This is a genomic window from Pseudomonas sp. GV085 (assembly GCF_003050925.1).
Lineage (GTDB): Bacteria > Pseudomonadota > Gammaproteobacteria > Pseudomonadales > Pseudomonadaceae > Aquipseudomonas.
In genome coordinates, this window is the sequence record NZ_QAOV01000010.1 from 1 (window position 1) to 15426 (window position 15426).

Annotated in this window: 11 protein-coding genes, 4 tRNA genes and 2 rRNA genes; all 17 read left to right on the plus strand. The window is 55.8% G+C overall.

Annotated elements, in window-relative coordinates:
* Positions 1-79, plus strand: a 23S ribosomal RNA gene (locus C8K63_RS20285); the annotation flags it as partial.
* A 163-nt stretch (positions 80-242) separates the two neighbouring features.
* A 5S ribosomal RNA gene (gene rrf, locus C8K63_RS20290) occupies positions 243-358 on the plus strand.
* 137 nt (positions 359-495) lie between these two features.
* Entirely contained in the window at positions 496-1455 is a 960-nt protein-coding gene (gene birA / locus C8K63_RS20295; RefSeq protein ID WP_108218337.1) for a bifunctional biotin--[acetyl-CoA-carboxylase] ligase/biotin operon repressor BirA, read from the plus strand.
* Positions 1445-2194, plus strand: coding sequence for a pantothenate kinase (locus tag C8K63_RS20300; RefSeq protein ID WP_108218338.1), 750 nt, complete (start codon positions 1445-1447; stop codon positions 2192-2194). The genes birA and C8K63_RS20300 overlap by 11 nt, the downstream gene beginning before the upstream one ends.
* Before the next feature lie 7 nt (positions 2195-2201).
* Positions 2202-2642, plus strand: coding sequence for a hypothetical protein (locus tag C8K63_RS20305; protein WP_108218339.1), 441 nt, complete (start codon positions 2202-2204; stop codon positions 2640-2642).
* Between the two features lie 143 nt (positions 2643-2785).
* Positions 2786-2870: transfer RNA gene (locus C8K63_RS20310), tRNA-Tyr, on the plus strand.
* Positions 2871-2894: 24 nt separating this feature from the next.
* A tRNA-Gly gene (locus C8K63_RS20315) sits at positions 2895-2968 on the plus strand.
* 26 nt (positions 2969-2994) lie between these two features.
* Positions 2995-3070: transfer RNA gene (locus tag C8K63_RS20320), tRNA-Thr, on the plus strand.
* Positions 3071-3244: 174 nt separating this feature from the next.
* Positions 3245-3320 (plus strand) — tRNA-Trp (locus C8K63_RS20325).
* A 45-nt stretch (positions 3321-3365) separates the two neighbouring features.
* Positions 3366-3734, plus strand: a complete 369-nt coding sequence (secE, locus tag C8K63_RS20330) for a preprotein translocase subunit SecE (protein WP_007984402.1) — start codon at positions 3366-3368, stop codon at positions 3732-3734.
* A gap of 9 nt (positions 3735-3743) precedes the next feature.
* The gene (gene nusG / locus C8K63_RS20335; protein WP_046041611.1) at positions 3744-4277 is read left to right on the plus strand and encodes a transcription termination/antitermination protein NusG; all 534 of its coding nucleotides are present in this window, start codon (positions 3744-3746) and stop codon (positions 4275-4277) included.
* Between the two features lie 117 nt (positions 4278-4394).
* Positions 4395-4826, plus strand: coding sequence for a 50S ribosomal protein L11 (rplK, locus tag C8K63_RS20340; RefSeq protein WP_007933726.1), 432 nt, complete (start codon positions 4395-4397; stop codon positions 4824-4826).
* A complete protein-coding gene (gene rplA, locus C8K63_RS20345) occupies positions 4826-5521 on the plus strand; it encodes a 50S ribosomal protein L1 (RefSeq protein ID WP_003186095.1) in 696 nt (231 codons plus the stop codon). The genes rplK and rplA overlap by 1 nt, the downstream gene beginning before the upstream one ends.
* A 198-nt stretch (positions 5522-5719) precedes the next feature.
* The gene (gene rplJ, locus C8K63_RS20350; protein ID WP_007970413.1) at positions 5720-6220 is read left to right on the plus strand and encodes a 50S ribosomal protein L10; all 501 of its coding nucleotides are present in this window, start codon (positions 5720-5722) and stop codon (positions 6218-6220) included.
* Between the two features lie 75 nt (positions 6221-6295).
* The gene (gene rplL / locus C8K63_RS20355; protein WP_108218340.1) at positions 6296-6661 is read left to right on the plus strand and encodes a 50S ribosomal protein L7/L12; all 366 of its coding nucleotides are present in this window, start codon (positions 6296-6298) and stop codon (positions 6659-6661) included.
* Positions 6662-6881: 220 nt separating this feature from the next.
* Entirely contained in the window at positions 6882-10955 is a 4074-nt protein-coding gene (gene rpoB / locus C8K63_RS20360) for a DNA-directed RNA polymerase subunit beta (protein WP_108218341.1), read from the plus strand.
* A 64-nt stretch (positions 10956-11019) separates the two neighbouring features.
* Positions 11020-15219 carry a DNA-directed RNA polymerase subunit beta' gene (gene rpoC, locus C8K63_RS20365; protein WP_108218342.1) on the plus strand — a complete coding sequence of 1400 codons (4200 nt, stop codon included), beginning with the start codon at positions 11020-11022 and terminating at the stop codon, positions 15217-15219.
* Positions 15220-15426 lie beyond the last annotated feature (207 nt).

Here is a 15426-nt window from a genome sequence, read left to right on the forward strand (position 1 = left end):
ACGACGTTGATAGGTTGGGTGTGTAAGCGCTGTGAGGCGTTGAGCTAACCAATACTAATTGCCCGTGAGGCTTGACCATATAACACCCAAGCAATTTGATGCTCCTAGCTGAAAAGGCGAAAGAGACCAGATTGCGGTGTGTGAAGACGCAATGAACCGAAAGTTCGACGCTCACAAAACACCGAAAGCTGTCACATACCCAATTTGCTGAAACGTTGAAAAACGCTTCAGTACCCGAATTTCTTGACGACCATAGAGCATTGGAACCACCTGATCCCATCCCGAACTCAGCAGTGAAACGATGCATCGCCGATGGTAGTGTGGGGTTTCCCCATGTGAGAGTAGGTCATCGTCAAGATTAAATTCCAAAACCCCTATCTGCGCACGCAGGTAGGGGTTTTGTTTTTGTCCGCAGAAAAGTCACGGCTACTGGATTTCTATGCAATAGCTCGGTGCGTGGCTATCATGCGGGCCTCATTGTGAGGCGAGACCTGCATGCTGACGTTGTTAAAGCTTCTTAAAGATGGCCGATTCCATTCGGGGCAAGCATTGGGTGCTGCCCTGGGCATCAGCCGTAGTGCTGTGTGGAAGCAGCTTCAGCATTTGGAAGCTGAGCTGGGTTTGTCTATTCATAAGGTTCGTGGGCGCGGCTATCAATTGTCCGCGCCATTGGCGCTGCTCGATCCTGCCGAGATAAGCGCTCAGGCGCACTCTTGCGCCTGGCCCGTCCAGGTTTACGACTCAATCGACTCCACTAATGCCGAAGCGCTGCGCGCCATTGAGCGTGGGCAAGCGGCGCCCTTTGTGGTGCTTTCGGAGCGGCAGACAGCCGGACGCGGGCGACGTGGTCGCAAGTGGGTCAGTCCATTCGCAGAAAACGTCTATTACAGCCTGGTGCTACGTATTGATGGTGGGATGCGTCAGCTGGAGGGCTTGAGTCTTGTCGTTGGACTCGCTGTCTTGCAGGCGTTGCGCGAGCTCGGTATTGCATCCGCTGGATTGAAATGGCCTAACGATGTTCTTGTAGGCCAGAAAAAAATCGCGGGAATACTGCTCGAGTTGGTTGGTGATCCTGCTGATGTGTGCCACGTGGTTCTGGGGGTGGGAATCAATGTGAACATGCAGTCCGCTGATGAGGTGGACCAGCAATGGACATCCATGCGGCTCGAGTCAGGTAAATTGTTTGACCGCAACCAATTGGTTGCGATGCTGGGGGAGATGCTGCAGCGATACCTGGCTCGTCACCAGTCGGGTGGATTTTTGGCCATCCAGTCAGAGTGGGAGCAGAATCACCTGTGGCAAGGGCGAAACGTGTCGTTGATTGCAGGTGTTAATAAAGTTGATGGTGAGGTGCTTGGTATTGATGGCCAGGGCGCCTTGCGCCTGAAGGTGGATGGTGTGGAGAAAGTCTTCAGTGGTGGTGAATTGAGCCTGAGGTTGCGTGATGATTCTTGAGCTCGATTGTGGGAATAGTTTCATCAAGTGGCGCGTGCTTGCCGATAATGCCGGACAGGTGCTTGGTGAGGGGGTCGTCGATTCCAATCTCGCATTGCTTGAGGGGTTGGGGGGGCTCAAGGGGCTTGCCCTTACGTTTTGCCGGCTGGTGAGCGTCAGGACCGCGGAGGAGACCGCTGCGCTGACGTCTTTGCTGAGGGATGCCTTCGATGTGCCAGTTGTGTGCGCGTCGCCCGCGCGCGAAATGTCTGGCGTGCGCAATGGGTATGAGGAGTTTGAGCGGCTGGGTCTGGATCGGTGGCTGGCAATGCTTGGAGGCTTTCATCTGGCTTCGGGTGCGTGCCTGGTGCTCGACTTCGGTACGGCCGTGACCGCTGATTTTATCGCTGCGGATGGAGAGCACCTGGGTGGTTTCATCTGTCCGGGGATGCCGTTGATGCGCAACCAATTGCGCACCCACACTCGCAAGATTCGTTATGGGGACCTGGCGGCTGAGCGGGCTCTGGAGAATCTTGTTCCAGGTCGCGCGACTGTTGAGGCTGTAGAGCGTGGCTGTTTGTTGATGTTGCGCGGCTTCGTATTGACTCAGCTCGAGTTGGCGCGCACCTACTGGGGTGAGGACTTTGTCGTGTTTCTCACCGGGGGAGATGCGAGCCTGGTTGCTGAGGTCGTGCCTCAGGCCAGGGTTGTTCCGGACTTGGTGTTTGTCGGATTGGCCATGGCCTGTCCCTTGTCCTGAGGTTTTTATGCGTTGGTTGTTTCTGCTGCTGCTTGTCCTCAATGGCTTCTACTACATCTGGCATCAACAAGAGGCTCCTCTGCGCGCGAAGGATGTCACGCCTTTGAGTCTGTATCGCGGGTCTCAACAAGATATCCGCTTGCTGAGCGAAGCGAGTGACGTCTCCAAAGACAAGGCTAAGGCTGTCTCGACAGACAATGGCTGCCTTTATCTGGGGGGCTATACGCGCCAGGAGGCCGCGCAGGCGGTTGAGCGGCGCTTGAGCGGGATGGAAGTCAAGTATCAGTCCCTGCCGAAAGCTGCGCCTGAGGGTGCAGGGTATTGGGTGCGTATCGCGCCGGAAAGCCGGCGTTGGCTGGACGATTTGCAGCTGCTAAACCTTTCTAAAGAATTCAATGAGTTAAAACATAAAATAATGCCGTGCGAGGGGGTTGCACCCACCGAATAGTTTGCATAGAATGGCGCCCGCTCCACAGCGAACACCGGAAACGGTTAACGGTGTGAAGCGAGGTCAACGCAGCTAAGCTCAGGTTTTTAATGAGAAAAATGCTTGACAGAAGGCTGGCATGATGTAGAATGCCGGCTCGCTTAGGAGGGGTTCCCGAGCGGCCAAAGGGATCAGACTGTAAATCTGACGTCTACGACTTCGAAGGTTCGAATCCTTCCCCCTCCACCATTTTTAGCGAGAGCTGTAAGCCTCGCGGGTATAGTTTAGTGGTAGAACCTCAGCCTTCCAAGCTGATGATGCGGGTTCGATTCCCGCTACCCGCTCCAAGTTTACGGGTTTTGCACAGTGTTACGCTCTTGTAGCTCAGTTGGTAGAGCACACCCTTGGTAAGGGTGAGGTCAGCGGTTCAAATCCGCTCAAGAGCTCCATATAACAAGGCAGATATGAAAATATCTGCCTTTGTTTTAGGTGGTAGTGGTTGCGCCTGATTGTGTTTCTGAAGGTTGCCGGTGTCATGGATGTCGGTGTTGCAACCAGGATTGCCTGGTAAGTGTTGTAAAGTCTTTTTCGGGTCGGCATAATGGTCGGCCTGATTTTGTTTTAGGTCAGTAGCTCAATTGGCAGAGCGACGGTCTCCAAAACCGTAGGTTGGGGGTTCGATTCCCTCCTGACCTGCCAGATTCACTCGGTGTGTCTGGCTTTCTTTTCACAGGATCTTCATAGATGACTCCTAAAGCTGAAGCTCAAGGCTCTCGTTTCGACCTCCTCAAGTGGCTTGTAGTAGTCGCTCTGGTGGTTGTTGGCGTTGTTGGCAATCAGTACTTTTCTGCTTCGCCGATCCTGTACCGCGTACTCGCATTGCTTGCTATTGCTGCTGTAGCTGCCTTTGTAGGCCTGCAGACAGTCAAGGGCAAGTCTTTCTTTGTACTGGTTAAGGAAGCGCGCACCGAGATTCGTAAAGTCGTTTGGCCAACTCGCCAAGAAACCACGCAGACCACGTTGATCGTTGTGGCTGTTGTCCTGGTTATGGCGTTGCTGTTGTGGGGGCTTGACTCCCTGCTCGGCTGGCTTGTTTCCTTGATCGTCGGCTAAGGGTGTCCCGTGGCTAAGCGTTGGTATGTTGTGCATGCTTACTCCGGTTACGAGAAGCATGTAATGCGCTCGCTGGTCGAGCGCGTAAAGCTGGCCGGTATGGAAGATGGCTTCGGCGAGATTCTGGTTCCCACTGAAGAAGTGGTTGAAATGCGCAATGGCCAGAAGCGCAAAAGCGAACGCAAATTCTTTCCTGGCTATGTGCTGGTGCAGATGGATATGAACGAGGGTACTTGGCACTTGGTCAAGGATACTCCTCGGGTGATGGGTTTCATTGGCGGTACTGCCGATAAGCCTGCGCCAATCACCGATAAAGAAGCAGAAGCGATTCTGCGCCGCGTTGCCGATGGCAGCGACAAGCCGAAGCCGAAGACGTTGTTCGAGCCGGGCGAGTCGGTGCGTGTCAATGACGGCCCGTTTGCGGACTTTACTGGTGTTGTTGAAGAAGTTAACTACGAAAAGAGCCGGATCCAGGTCGCAGTGCTCATTTTCGGTCGCTCTACTCCGGTGGAGCTCGAGTTCAGCCAGGTCGAAAAGGTCTAGTTGAACAAAAATCCCAACCCCGCAGCCCTAGGCTGTGGGGTTTTGTCGTCACTGGGATAAACGCGCAAGTAACCGGGGAGCCTTTCGAGGCGTTCGAACCCGTAATTGGAGTGCCTCATGGCCAAGAAGATTACCGCTTACATCAAGCTGCAAGTGAAAGCCGCTCAGGCTAACCCAAGCCCACCTGTTGGTCCTGCTCTGGGTCAGCACGGCGTGAACATCATGGAGTTCTGCAAGGCTTTCAACGCCCGTACTCAGGGTCTTGAGCCAGGTCTGCCGACTCCAGTGATCATCACTGTCTACAGCGACCGTAGCTTCACTTTCGAAACCAAATCCACCCCTGCTTCGGTTCTGCTGAAGAAGGCGGCCGGTCTGACCAGCGGCTCCGCTCGTCCGAACACCGTTAAGGTTGGCACCGTGACTCGTGCTCAGCTGGAAGAAATCGCGAAAACCAAAAACGCGGATCTGACTGCAGCTGATATGGAAGCAGCCGTGCGTACTATCGCCGGTTCTGCTCGTAGCATGGGCCTTAACGTGGAGGGTGTGTAATGGCTAAGCTGACCAAGCGTCAAAAGGCTATCGCCGGCAAAATCGAAGCAGGCAAGGCCTACAACTTTGTAGACGCTGCTGCCCTGCTGGCCGAGCTGTCGACTGTCAAGTTCAGCGAGTCGTTCGACGTAGCTGTAAACCTGGGTGTTGACCCGCGTAAATCCGACCAGGTCGTTCGTAGCGCTACTGTGCTGCCACACGGCACTGGCAAGACCGTTCGCGTTGCTGTGTTCACCCAGGGTCCAGCTGCTGAAGCCGCTCTGGCTGCCGGCGCTGACCGCGTAGGCATGGACGACCTGGCTGCCGAAATGAAAGGCGGCGACCTGAACTATGACGTAGTGATCGCATCCCCGGATGCAATGCGCGTTGTAGGTCAGTTGGGTCAGATCCTCGGTCCACGTGGCCTGATGCCTAACCCTAAAGTCGGCACCGTAACTCCAGACGTAGCTACCGCGGTTAAAAACGCCAAGGCTGGTCAGGTTCGTTATCGCACCGACAAAAACGGCATCATCCACACTTCCGTTGGCAAGATCGGCTTCGACGCCGTCAAGCTGAAGGAAAACGTTGAAGCCCTGATCGCTGATCTGAAGCGTATCAAGCCAGCTTCCTCGAAAGGCATTTACGTCAAGCGCGTTACCCTGAGCACCACTATGGGCCCAGGTCTGGTCATCGACCAAAGCTCGCTCGACGCGTAAGACACAGATTGGCGCAAGTAATTGCGCCAATTGAAAAATTGGGGTCCCTGCCTGGCGGGGGCTATCCAAGACCGTAGGCGACGCAAGTCTTAAACCACAAGCCTACGCAGATGGTGCTCCCGGTTCCTTACCGAATCAGACACCAAAACGACATCCGGTTTCGACCAGATGAAACGGTAACAAGCAGGAGTTAAACCCGTGGCAATTAAACTCGAAGACAAGAAGGCCATCGTCGCTGAAGTCAACGAGGCTGCCAAAGTCGCTCTGTCCGCTGTCGTGGCTGATGCCCGTGGCGTAACAGTAGGCGCGATGACCGGACTCCGTAAAGAGGCTCGTGAAGCTGGCGTTTACGTACGTGTTGTACGTAACACCCTGCTCAAGCGCGCTGTTGCCGACACTGAATTCAGTGTCCTCAACGACGTGTTCACTGGCCCTACCCTGATTGCGTTCTCCAAAGAACATCCAGGCGCTGCTGCCCGGATCTTCAAGGAATTCGCAAAGGGTCAGGACAAGTTCGAGATCAAGGCAGCTGCGTTCGAGGGCAAGTTCCTCGCAGCTAACCAAATCGACGTACTGGCAACTCTGCCGACCCGTGACGAAGCAATTTCTCAGCTGATGAGCGTGATTCAAGGCGCTACCAGCAAATTGGCTCGTACTCTGGCGGCAATTCGCGACCAGAAAGAAGCTGCTGCAGCCTAAGGCTCGTCAACTTCTCGCGTTTTTTGTTTTTTTCGATGGTCGCGTAGGCCGTCCCCAATATCAGGAATTAGATTCATGTCTATCTCTCAGAACGATATCCTTGAAGCAGTTGGCAACATGTCCGTAATGGAAGTTGTTGAGCTGATCAAAGCTTTCGAAGAAAAATTCGGTGTTACCGCTGCTGCTGCTTCGGCTGGTCCAGCTGCTGCTGCCGCTGTTGTTGAAGAGCAAACTGAATTCAACGTCATGCTGCTGGAAGCTGGCGAGAAGAAAGTTAACGTGATCAAGGCAGTACGTGAACTGACCGGTCTGGGCCTGAAAGAAGCCAAGGCTGTAGTTGACGGCGCTCCTGCCATGGTTCTGGAAGCAGTGACCAAAGATGCAGGCGACAAAGCCAAAGCAACTCTGGAAGAAGCAGGCGCTAAAGTCGAGCTGAAGTAAGCATCGACTTTGCGTCTCCAGCCCGAGCGTTAAGCGACAGGCTGATGGCTGGTGGCTCTTGCCACCGGCCTTTTTCCGTTACTGGCAGCCGACTCGGTCGGTGCCGATAACGTGCTGTAACCACCCGATGCGGTGGCGCAAACCATGGGGTTTGCACGATTTTCTGGCTGCTCCCGTCGGGAGGGGCCAAACAAGCAGGTGACCAAGCTGGGGAACGCTGATGGCTTACTCATATACTGAGAAAAAACGTATCCGCAAGGACTTTAGCAAGTTGCCGGACGTCATGGATGTGCCGTACCTCCTGGCCATCCAGCTGGATTCGTATCGTGAATTCTTGCAAGCGGGAGCGACTAAAGATCAGTTCCGCGACGTGGGCCTGCATGCGGCCTTCAAATCCGTTTTCCCGATCATCAGCTACTCCGGCAATGCTGCGCTGGAGTACGTCGGTTATCGCCTGGGCGAACCGGCATTTGATGTCAAAGAATGCGTATTGCGCGGTGTAACTTACGCCGTACCTTTGCGGGTAAAAGTGCGCCTGATCATTTTCGACAAAGAATCGTCGAACAAAGCGATCAAGGACATCAAAGAGCAAGAAGTCTACATGGGTGAAATCCCCCTGATGACTGAAAACGGTACCTTCGTAATCAACGGTACCGAGCGTGTAATCGTTTCCCAGCTGCACCGTTCCCCGGGCGTGTTCTTCGACCACGACCGTGGCAAGACGCACAGCTCCGGTAAACTGCTGTACTCCGCGCGGATCATTCCTTACCGCGGTTCGTGGCTGGACTTCGAGTTCGACCCGAAAGACTGCGTGTTCGTGCGTATCGACCGTCGTCGCAAGCTGCCTGCCTCGGTACTGCTGCGCGCGCTGGGCTATACCACTGAAGAAGTGCTGGACGCGTTCTACACCACTAACGTATTCCACGTGAAGGGCGAGACCCTGAGCCTGGAACTGGTGCCTCAGCGCCTGCGCGGTGAAATCGCTGTCCTCGATATTCTGGATGACAAAGGCAAGGTTATTGTCGAGCAGGGTCGTCGTATCACCGCTCGCCACATCAACCAGCTGGAAAAAGCCGGGATCAAAGAGCTGGATGTGCCTCTGGACTACGTCCTGGGTCGCACAACCGCCAAGGTCATCGTGCATCCGGCAACCGGCGAAATCCTGGCAGAGTGCAACACCGAGCTGAACACCGAGATCCTGGCCAAAATCGCCAAGGCTCAGGTTGTTCGCATCGAAACTCTGTACACCAACGATATCGACTGCGGTCCGTTCGTCTCCGACACTCTGAAGATCGATTCCACCAGCAACCAACTGGAAGCGCTGGTCGAGATCTATCGCATGATGCGTCCTGGCGAGCCACCAACCAAAGACGCTGCCGAGACCCTGTTCAACAACCTGTTCTTCAGCCCTGAGCGCTATGACCTGTCTGCGGTCGGCCGGATGAAGTTCAACCGTCGTATCGGTCGCACCGAAATCGAAGGTTCGGGCGTGCTGTGCAAGGAAGACATCGTCGCGGTACTGAAGACCCTGGTCGACATCCGTAACGGTAAAGGCATCGTCGATGACATCGACCACCTGGGTAACCGTCGTGTTCGCTGCGTGGGCGAAATGGCCGAGAACCAGTTCCGCGTTGGCCTGGTACGTGTTGAGCGTGCGGTCAAAGAGCGTCTGTCGATGGCTGAAAGCGAAGGCCTGATGCCGCAAGACCTGATCAACGCCAAGCCAGTGGCTGCGGCGGTGAAAGAGTTCTTCGGTTCCAGCCAGCTGTCGCAGTTCATGGACCAGAACAACCCGCTGTCCGAGATCACCCACAAGCGTCGTGTCTCTGCACTCGGCCCTGGCGGTCTGACTCGTGAGCGTGCCGGCTTTGAAGTGCGTGACGTACACCCGACTCACTACGGTCGTGTATGCCCTATTGAAACGCCGGAAGGTCCGAACATCGGTCTGATCAACTCCCTGGCGGCCTACGCGCGCACCAACCAGTACGGCTTCCTGGAAAGCCCGTACCGCGTGGTGAAAGACGCTCTGGTCACCGACGAGATCGTGTTCCTGTCCGCCATCGAAGAAGCTGATCACGTGATCGCTCAGGCTTCGGCCACGATGAACGACAAGAAAGTCCTGATCGACGAGCTGGTAGCTGTTCGTCACTTGAACGAATTCACCGTCAAGGCGCCGGAAGACGTCACCTTGATGGACGTATCGCCGAAGCAGGTAGTTTCGGTTGCTGCGTCGCTGATTCCGTTCCTCGAGCACGACGACGCCAACCGTGCGTTGATGGGTTCGAACATGCAGCGTCAAGCTGTACCAACCCTGCGTGCTGACAAGCCGCTGGTAGGTACCGGCATGGAGCGTAACGTAGCCCGTGACTCCGGCGTTTGCGTCGTGGCTCGTCGTGGCGGCGTGATCGACTCCGTCGACGCCAGCCGTATCGTGGTTCGTGTTGCCGATGACGAAGTTGAAACCGGTGAAGCCGGTGTCGACATCTACAACCTGACCAAGTACACCCGCTCCAACCAGAACACCTGCATCAACCAGCGTCCGCTGGTCCGTAAGGGTGATCGGGTTCAGCGTAGCGACATCATGGCCGACGGCCCGTCCACCGACATGGGTGAACTGGCGCTGGGTCAGAACATGCGCATCGCGTTCATGGCATGGAACGGCTTCAACTTCGAAGACTCCATCTGCCTGTCCGAGCGTGTTGTTCAGGAAGACCGCTTCACCACGATCCACATCCAGGAACTGACCTGTGTGGCCCGTGACACCAAGCTTGGCCCAGAGGAAATCACTGCCGACATCCCGAACGTGGGTGAAGCGGCTCTGAACAAGCTGGACGAAGCCGGTATCGTTTACGTAGGTGCTGAAGTTGGTGCAGGCGACATCCTGGTCGGTAAGGTCACTCCGAAAGGCGAGACCCAGCTGACTCCGGAAGAAAAACTGCTGCGTGCGATCTTCGGTGAAAAAGCCAGCGACGTTAAAGACACCTCCCTGCGTGTACCTACCGGTACCAAGGGTACTGTCATCGACGTACAGGTCTTCACCCGCGACGGCGTTGAGCGTGATGCTCGTGCCCTGTCGATCGAGAAGTCCCAACTGGACGAGATCCGCAAGGACCTGAACGAAGAGTTCCGTATCGTTGAAGGTGCTACTTTCGAACGTCTGCGCTCCGCTCTGGTCGGCCACAAAGCCGAAGGCGGCGCCGGTCTGAAGAAAGGCCAGGACATCACCGACGAAGTTCTCGACGGTCTTGAGCACGGCCAGTGGTTCAAACTGCGCATGGCTGAAGATGCTCTGAACGAGCAGCTCGAGAAGGCTCAGGCCTACATCGTTGATCGTCGCCGTCTGCTGGACGACAAGTTCGAAGACAAGAAGCGCAAACTGCAGCAGGGCGATGACCTGGCTCCAGGCGTGCTGAAAATCGTCAAGGTTTACCTGGCAATCCGTCGTCGCATCCAGCCGGGCGACAAGATGGCCGGTCGTCACGGTAACAAGGGTGTGGTCTCCGTGATCATGCCGGTTGAAGACATGCCGCACGATGCCAATGGCACCCCGGTAGACGTCGTCCTCAACCCGTTGGGCGTACCTTCGCGTATGAACGTCGGTCAGATCCTTGAAACCCACCTGGGCCTCGCGGCCAAGGGTCTGGGCGAGAAGATCAACCGCATGATTGAAGAGCAACGTAAAGTCGCCGAGCTACGCAAGTTCCTGCACGAGATCTATAACGAGATCGGCGGACGTCAGGAAAGCCTCGATGACTTCTCGGACCAGGAAATCCTGGACCTGGCTCAAAACCTGCGTGGCGGCGTTCCAATGGCCACTCCAGTGTTCGACGGCGCCAAGGAAAGCGAAATCAAGGCCATGCTGAAACTGGCGGACCTGCCAGAAAGCGGCCAGATGCAGCTGACCGACGGCCGTACCGGCAACAAGTTCGAGCGCCCGGTTACCGTTGGCTACATGTACATGCTGAAGCTGAACCACTTGGTAGACGACAAGATGCACGCTCGTTCTACCGGTTCGTACAGCCTGGTTACCCAGCAGCCGCTGGGTGGTAAGGCGCAGTTCGGTGGTCAGCGTTTCGGGGAGATGGAGGTCTGGGCACTGGAAGCATACGGTGCCGCTTACACTCTGCAAGAAATGCTCACAGTGAAGTCGGACGATGTGAACGGCCGTACCAAGATGTACAAAAACATCGTGGATGGCGATCACCGTATGGAGCCGGGCATGCCCGAGTCCTTCAACGTGTTGATCAAGGAAATTCGTTCCCTCGGCATCGATATCGATCTGGAAACCGAATAACACGTGACGCGAATCGAGAGCGGGGCTGTTTTGCCCGCTCTCTGCTCCGCCAGGAGGAAAGGCCTTGAAAGACCTACTGAATTTGCTGAAAAACCAGGGTCAAGTCGAAGAGTTCGACGCCATCCGTATCGGATTGGCATCGCCTGAGATGATCCGTTCGTGGTCGTTCGGTGAAGTTAAAAAGCCGGAAACCATCAACTACCGTACGTTCAAACCTGAGCGTGACGGCCTGTTCTGCGCCAAGATCTTTGGCCCGGTAAAGGATTACGAGTGCCTGTGCGGTAAGTACAAGCGCTTGAAGCACCGCGGTGTGATCTGCGAGAAGTGCGGCGTTGAAGTCGCGCTGGCAAAAGTTCGTCGTGAGCGCATGGCGCACATCGAACTGGCCTCGCCAGTTGCCCACATCTGGTTCCTGAAATCGCTGCCGTCGCGTATCGGCTTGCTGATGGACATGACCCTGCGTGATATCGAACGCGTTCTCTACTTCGAGAGCTATGTCGTTATCGATCCAGGCATGACCACCCTTGAAAAAGGTCAGCTGCTCAACGACGAGCAGTACTTCGAAGCGCTGGAAGAGTTCGGCGACGATTTCGATGCCCGTATGGGTGCCGAAGCTGTCCGCGAACTGCTGCACGCTATCGACCTGGAGCACGAGATTGGTCGTCTGCGCGAAGAGATTCCGCAAACCAACTCCGAAACCAAGATCAAGAAGCTGTCCAAGCGTCTGAAGTTGATGGAAGCCTTCCAGGGTTCCGGCAACCTGCCAGAGTGGATGGTGCTGACCGTTCTGCCGGTTCTGCCGCCAGATCTGCGTCCACTGGTCCCGCTGGATGGCGGTCGCTTCGCGACTTCCGACCTCAACGATCTGTATCGTCGAGTGATCAACCGTAACAACCGCTTGAAGCGCCTGCTCGATCTGTCCGCTCCGGACATCATCGTGCGCAACGAAAAGCGTATGTTGCAGGAAGCCGTCGACGCACTGCTCGACAACGGTCGTCGTGGTCGCGCTATCACCGGTTCCAACAAGCGTCCTCTGAAATCCCTGGCTGACATGATCAAGGGTAAGCAGGGTCGTTTCCGTCAGAACTTGCTCGGTAAGCGTGTTGACTACTCCGGTCGTTCGGTAATTACCGTAGGTCCGACCCTGCGTCTGCACCAGTGCGGTCTGCCGAAGAAAATGGCTCTCGAGCTGTTCAAGCCGTTCATTTTCGGCAAGCTTGAGATGCGTGGTCTCGCTACCACCATCAAGGCTGCCAAGAAGATGGTCGAGCGCGAGCTGCCAGAAGTTTGGGACGTTCTCGCTGAAGTGATTCGCGAACACCCGGTACTTCTCAACCGTGCACCGACCCTTCACCGTCTGGGTATCCAGGCGTTTGAGCCGGTACTGATCGAAGGTAAGGCTATCCAGCTGCACCCTCTGGTCTGTGCTGCGTACAACGCCGACTTCGACGGCGACCAAATGGCCGTGCACGTACCGCTGACGCTGGAAGCCCAGCTCGAAGCGCGTGCGTTGATGATGTCGACCAACAACATTCTGTCGCCAGCCAACGGTGAGCCAATCATCGTTCCGTCGCAGGACGTTGTATTGGGTCTGTACTACATGACTCGTGAAGCGATCAATGCCAAGGGTGAAGGTCGTGTGTTCGCGGATCTGCAGGAAGTTGACCGTGTGTTCCGTGCCGGCGAAGCCGCATTGCACGCCAAGGTTAAAGTCCGGATCAACGAAACCGTCAACGACCGTGATGGCGGCAGCGTGAGCAACACCCGTATCGTCGATACCACTGTCGGCCGTGCGCTGTTGTTCCAGGTTGTGCCAAAAGGTCTGTCGTACGACGTCGTCAACCTGCCGATGAAGAAAAAGGCGATCTCCAAGCTGATCAACCAGTGCTACCGCGTGGTTGGTTTGAAAGAGACCGTTATTTTCGCTGACCAGTTGATGTACACCGGTTTTGCTTACTCGACCATTTCCGGCGTTTCCATCGGTGTTAACGACTTCGTTATCCCGGATGAGAAAGCCCGCATCATCGCGGCTGCAACCGATGAAGTGAAAGAGATCGAAAGTCAGTACGCCTCGGGCCTGGTAACTCAGGGCGAGAAGTACAACAAAGTAATCGACCTTTGGTCGAAAGCGAACGACGAAGTCTCCAAGGCAATGATGTCGAACCTCTCGAAAGAGAAGGTTATCGACCGTCACGGCAACGAAGTCGACCAAGAGTCTTTCAACTCGATGTACATGATGGCTGACTCGGGTGCGCGGGGTTCCGCAGCACAGATCCGTCAGCTGGCCGGTATGCGTGGTCTGATGGCCAAGCCGGACGGCTCCATCATCGAAACGCCGATTACGGCGAACTTCCGTGAAGGTTTGAGCGTACTTCAGTACTTCATCTCCACTCACGGTGCTCGTAAGGGTCTTGCGGATACTGCGTTGAAAACCGCTAACTCCGGTTACTTGACGCGTCGTCTGGTTGACGTTGCGCAGGATCTGGTTGTGACCGAAGTTGACTGCGGGACCGAACACGGTCTGCTGATGACTCCGCACATCGAAGGCGGTGACGTTGTAGAGCCGTTGGGTGAGCGCGTATTGGGTCGAGTTATCGCCCGTGACGTATTCAAGCCGGGTACCGAGGACGTCATCGTTCCTGCCGGCACCTTGGTAGACGAGAAGTGGGTCGAGTTCATCGAGCTCAACAGCATCGACGAAGTGATCGTGCGTTCGCCGATCAGCTGCGAAACCCGCTTCGGTATTTGCGCCAAGTGCTACGGCCGTGACTTGGCTCGTGGTCACCAGGTGAACATTGGTGAGGCGGTCGGCGTTATCGCTGCCCAGTCCATCGGTGAGCCGGGTACCCAGCTGACGATGCGTACGTTCCACATCGGTGGTGCGGCAAGCCGGACCTCCGCAGCCGACAGCGTTCAGGTGAAGAATGGCGGTACCGTCCGTCTGCATAACCTGAAACACGTTGAGCGAGTGGATGGTTGCCTGGTTGCTGTGTCCCGTTCCGGTGAGCTGGCCATCGCTGACGACTTCGGTCGTGAGCGCGAGCGTTACAAGCTGCCGTACGGTGCCGTGATTTCGGTTAAAGAAGGTGACAAGGTCGAAGCTGGCGCCATCGTGGCCAAGTGGGATCCGCACACTCACCCGATCGTTACCGAAATGAAAGGTACCGTGACCTACGTGGGCATGGAAGAAGGCATCACGATCAAGCGTCAGACTGACGAATTGACCGGTATGACCAACATTGAAGTACTCGACGCCAAAGATCGTCCAGCTGCTGGCAAGGACATCCGTCCTGCCGTGAAGATGGTTGATGACAACGGCAAGGATCTGTTGCTGCCAGGCACTGACGTTATCGCTCAGTACTTCCTGCCAGCCAACGCCCTGGTCGGTGTAGCGGATGGTGCGAAGATCGCGATCGGTGATGTTATCGCTCGTATCCCGCAAGAGACTTCGAAAACTCGCGACATCACCGGTGGTCTGCCGCGTGTTGCCGACTTGTTCGAAGCCCGTCGTCCGAAAGAAGCGTCGATTCTGGCTGAAGTCAGCGGCACCATCGCGTTCGGTAAAGAAACCAAAGGCAAGCGCCGTCTGGTTATCACCCCGAACGACGGTACCGATCCGTATGAAGAGCTGATTCCGAAGTGGCGTCACCTGAACGTGTTCGAAGGCGAACAGGTAAACCGCGGCGAAGTTATCTCCGACGGTCCGAGCGATCCACACGACATCCTGCGTCTGCTGGGTGTGAGTGCGCTGGCCAAGTACATCGTTAACGAGATCCAGGACGTTTACCGTCTGCAAGGCGTGAAGATCAACGACAAGCACATCGAGACCATTCTGCGTCAGATGCTGCGTAAAGTTGAGATCGCTGAGTCCGGCGATTCCAGTTTCATCAAGGGCGACCAGATGGAATTGACTCACGTGCTGGTAGAGAACGAGCGTTTGAGCGGCGAAGACAAGTTTGTCTCCAAGTTCACTCGCGTTCTGCTGGGTATCACCAAGGCGTCGTTGTCCACCGAATCGTTCATCTCGGCGGCTTCCTTCCAGGAAACCACTCGCGTACTGACCGAAGCGGCGGTAACCGGCAAGCGCGATTACCTGCGCGGCCTGAAAGAGAACGTGGTCGTGGGTCGTCTGATCCCGGCCGGTACCGGCCTGGCTTATCACAGCGAGCGTAAGCGCCGCCGTGATGCAGACAAGCCGTTGCGCGTAAGCGCCAGTGAAGTGGAAGCTGCACTGACCGAAGCCCTGAACTCGAGCGGTAACTGAGTTCTGCGGTAAATGAGTGTGAGGCCCTGGTCGCTCCGTTCATCGAATCGAGACAATTTGTCGAGATTGGATGAGCGGGGAGGGCGGGGCCTTGCCTTGACTGGGGACAAGATCCTCTTTAGACTCTTGTACCCCTAAATTTGGCGGGAACTCGTTCCTGCCATTTTGCTTTTCTTGCAAGACAATAGCGTCGCAAGACAACAGTGG

Bases quoted from the DNA above. Each gene is read 5' to 3' on its own strand.
- birA (WP_108218337.1), top strand. From the start codon at position 496: ATGCTGACGTTGTTAAAGCTTCTTAAAGATGGCCGATTCCATTCGGGG.
- C8K63_RS20300 (WP_108218338.1), top strand. From the start codon at position 1,445: ATGATTCTTGAGCTCGATTGTGGGAATAGTTTCATCAAGTGGCGCGTG.
- C8K63_RS20305 (WP_108218339.1), top strand. From the start codon at position 2,202: ATGCGTTGGTTGTTTCTGCTGCTGCTTGTCCTCAATGGCTTCTACTAC.
- secE (WP_007984402.1), top strand. From the start codon at position 3,366: ATGACTCCTAAAGCTGAAGCTCAAGGCTCTCGTTTCGACCTCCTCAAG.
- rplK (WP_007933726.1), top strand. From the start codon at position 4,395: ATGGCCAAGAAGATTACCGCTTACATCAAGCTGCAAGTGAAAGCCGCT.
- rplA (WP_003186095.1), top strand. From the start codon at position 4,826: ATGGCTAAGCTGACCAAGCGTCAAAAGGCTATCGCCGGCAAAATCGAA.
- rplL (WP_108218340.1), top strand. From the start codon at position 6,296: ATGTCTATCTCTCAGAACGATATCCTTGAAGCAGTTGGCAACATGTCC.
- rpoB (WP_108218341.1), top strand. From the start codon at position 6,882: ATGGCTTACTCATATACTGAGAAAAAACGTATCCGCAAGGACTTTAGC.